5 protein-coding genes are annotated in these 3,803 nt (G+C 27.3%); all 5 read left to right on the top strand.

Features of this window, described 5'->3' with window-relative positions:
• Positions 1-858: glycogen/starch/alpha-glucan phosphorylase (locus tag ACWYO2_RS05220; RefSeq protein WP_455515428.1), on the top strand; the 858-nt coding region annotated here is incomplete at its 5' end.
• A gap of 247 nt (positions 859-1,105) precedes the next feature.
• Positions 1,106-1,513 carry a division/cell wall cluster transcriptional repressor MraZ gene (gene mraZ / locus ACWYO2_RS05225; RefSeq protein WP_455515429.1) on the top strand — a complete coding sequence of 136 codons (408 nt, stop codon included), beginning with the start codon at positions 1,106-1,108 and terminating at the stop codon, positions 1,511-1,513.
• A 12-nt stretch (positions 1,514-1,525) separates the two neighbouring features.
• Complete coding sequence (gene rsmH, locus ACWYO2_RS05230) at positions 1,526-2,458, top strand: 16S rRNA (cytosine(1402)-N(4))-methyltransferase RsmH (RefSeq protein ID WP_455515430.1); 933 nt, start codon at positions 1,526-1,528, stop codon at positions 2,456-2,458.
• Position 2,459: 1 nt separating this feature from the next.
• Positions 2,460-2,792, top strand: a complete 333-nt coding sequence (locus ACWYO2_RS05235; protein ID WP_455515431.1) for a hypothetical protein — start codon at positions 2,460-2,462, stop codon at positions 2,790-2,792.
• 80 nt (positions 2,793-2,872) lie between these two features.
• A partial coding sequence (locus tag ACWYO2_RS05240) for a M20 metallopeptidase family protein (protein ID WP_455515432.1) occupies positions 2,873-3,803 on the top strand: 931 nt, incomplete at its 3' end.

Below are 3,803 nucleotides of genomic sequence, written 5' to 3' on the forward strand. Positions count from 1 at the left end.
TTTGATATACAAGTTAAAAGATTACATGAATATAAACGTCAAATGTTAAATATATTACATATTATGGATTTATATAATAGAGTGAAAGAAAATCCTTTATTAGATATAGTTCCTAGAACATTTATATTTGCTGGTAAGGCAGCACCTGGTTATAGAAGAGCTAAAGGTATTATTAAATTAATAAATGCTGTTGCTGAAGTAGTTAATAATGATACAAGTATAAATAATAAAATTAAAGTTGTATTCTTAGAAAATTATAGAGTTTCTCTTGCTGAAAAAATATTCCCAGCAGCAGATGTATCAGAGCAAATATCTACAGCTGGAAAAGAAGCTTCAGGTACAGGAAATATGAAGTTTATGATAAATGGAGCACTTACATTAGGAACTTTAGATGGGGCTAATGTAGAGATAGTTGAAGAAGTTGGAGAAGAAAATGCATTTATATTTGGTCTTAAAGCTGATGAAGTTGCTAGGCTTGAGGGATATGGTAAATATGATCCTATACAAGAATATGAAATAGTTGAAGGATTAAAAAAGGTTATAGATCAATTAGTTGATGGAACTTATGATGATTCTCATACAGGAATATTTAGAGAATTATATAATTCATTATTATATGGTGTTGAAGGTAATAGACCGGATGTATACTTTGTATTAAAAGATTTCAGTGAATACAGAAAAACTCAAGAAGCTGTTGGTATAGAGTATAAAGATAAAGAAACATGGATAAGAAAATCATTAATTAATATTGCAAATTCAGGTAAATTTAGTTCAGATAGAACAATAATGGATTATGCACGTGATATATGGGATATTAAAGAATGTTTACCAAAAGATTATATAAATGAAAATAAATAGTTTATAAAAATATGAAGTGTAAAATTATTTTACACTTCTTTTTTTATTTAAACACAATATATAGTGTTTTTTATTTTTAAATAAACGATATACAGTATTTACTTTGTATTTGTAAAAAAAATAATATTAAATAAATATTTTTTTTAAAGAAAAAGCTTGAAAAATAGGCTTTTTTATGGTATAAATTATTAAGAGTGGTAGAAAGTGGAAAATTGTGGGAAAAAGTGGAAGCTTGGAGGTGATATTAATGTTTATTGGAGAATATGAATGTAGTATAGATGCTAAAGGACGTTTAATGTTACCTGCTAAATTTAGAGAAACACTTAATGGTGAACCATTTTATATCACAAAAGGGACAGAGGGTCAAATAACACTTTATCCTAAAAATAGATGGGAAGAATTAATTGAAAAATTAAATTTAGCTCAAAATAGAAAAGTTAAGAGATTTGTAATAGGATCTGCTCAAGAATGTGAATTTGATAATCAAGGAAGATTTACGATACAAACTTCTCTTAAATCTTTTGGAGAATTTAATAAAAAAGCTATGGTAATTGGTATGGGAGATCAAGTAGAGATTTGGGCTCAAGAAAAATACGATATAACTAGTGAAAGTGAAATTAGTGAAATTGCAAAAAGTTTAGATATATATTTATAGAAAGGAGTGGAAATGGAATATCATAAGCCTGTATTATATGATGAAGTATTAGAATATATTATAGATAAAGATAAAGACATTATATATGTTGATTGCACATTAGGTGGTGGTGGACATAGTGAGGGTATACTTATGAATTCGACTCCAGGTTCTAAATTGATTGCGATAGATCAAGATCAAAATGCTATTGATTTTTCTAAAAAAAGATTAAGTAGATATGGTGATAAAATTCAAATATTTAAAAATAATTTTGAGAATTTAGATACTGTATTATATTTATCTGGTTTTAGTAAGGTAGATAGAATTTTAATGGATATAGGAGTTTCTTCTAAACAATTAGATGATGATCAAAGAGGCTTTTCGTATAAAAGGGAAGCAAAACTTGATATGCGTATGGATAGAAATCAAAAACTTAGTGCATATGAAGTTGTTAACGAGTTTTCTGAGGTAGAAATTGCTGATATATTGTATAAATATGGAGAAGAACCTAAATCAAGACGTATAGCTAAATATATAGTTGAGTATAGAAAAAATAAAAAAATAGAAACTACCATAGAATTAGCAGATATTGTAATTAAAGCTATAGGTAAAAGCATGAAAAAACATCCTGCAAAAAGAACTTTTCAGGCTATTAGAATATTTGTTAATAGGGAGTTAGAGGTTTTAGAAAATGCATTAGATAAAGCTATAAAGCAATTAAATCCAGGGGGTAGATTGTTGGTTATAACTTTCCATTCTTTAGAGGATAGAATGGTTAAAGAAAAATTTAGAAATTATGAGAATCCTTGTACTTGTCCTGGAGATATACCTATTTGTATATGTGGGAATAAATCTTTAGGTAAGGTTTTAACAAGGAAGGCTATAAAATCTACGGATAGTGAGCTTGAAAATAATAATAGAGCTCATTCAGCAAAATTAAGAGTATTTTTAAAGGAGAGTAAGTAATATGATTGGTAGAGTAAAAGTTATAAATAGAGATAGTAAATCAAGAGATGCGAGATTAAATTTGATTCAAAATGTAGAATTACATACAATGAAGGTTTTATTTTTAGGAGTTTCAATAGTAACTACTTTTTTATCATTTAATATATATACTCATAAAGAATTAACTAATATTGCACATAGTGCATATGTAGTAAATAAACAGATAGATCATACACTTAGAGAAATTGATTCTATGAAATCAGATTTACTAAAAAATACAAATATTCTTAATGTTCAAAGTGAATCATCTAGTCAAGGTTTTGTGTTTAATAATGATTTAAAGTTTGTAAAATAGATAATTAAAATTGCTAAGGCAATTTTTTTTATTTACTATGAAGTTGAAGTATGGTAAAATAAAAGAATATGGGAGGATTTATGAATGAATATATAAAACAAAAAGTAGATGAGATTTTTACTGAAATTGTAAATATAAGAAGAAATATACATAAAAATCCAGAATTAAGTGAAAAAGAATATGAAACTTCAAAGTTTATACAATCATATTTAATTAAACACAATATTGAATTTAAAATAGTTGCAAATACTGGAGTATATGCATATATACATAATGGGAAAGGTAAAAATATTGCTTTTCGTGCAGATATTGATGCACTACCTATTTTTGAAGAAAGTGGTGTTGAATTTTCTTCTGTAAATTCTGGTGTTATGCATGCTTGTGGTCACGATATACATACTAGTGTACAGCTAGGATTAGTTAAATTGTTATCTGAAAATAAAGATATGTGGAAGGGTAGTGTTAAATTTTTCTTTCAACCGGCAGAAGAAACTATAGGTGGTTCTAAGCGTATGTTGGAAGATGGAGTTAATAGTGATTTTAAAGCTGAGGCACTTTTTGGATTCCATGTTGCTCCAGAAATAGAAGTTGGTAAAATTGGAATAAGATATGGTAAATTACATGCGACTTCTTCAGTTTTTGATATTAAAATAAAAGGTGTTTCAAGTCATGCAGCTATGCCACATTTGGGTATAGATACGATAGTGATAGCATCTAAAGTTGTTGAATATCTGCAAACTATAGTAAGTAGGAAAATTGATCCTAGAGAATGTGCTGTAATTACTGTAGGTACTTTCAATGCTGGTACAGCAGTAAATATAGTTGCAGATTTTGCCCATCTTACAGGAACGATAAGAACTTTAACTATGGAAACGAAAGAATATATAGTGAATATATTAAAATATGATTTACCTAAATTTGTTGAAAGTCTAGGAGCGAGTATAGAAATTGATGTTAAAGAAAGTTATCATCCTGTGATAAATGATTTTGAAAAAACTAAATTTTTAGAAG

This window comes from Pseudostreptobacillus sp. (genome assembly GCF_977040545.1).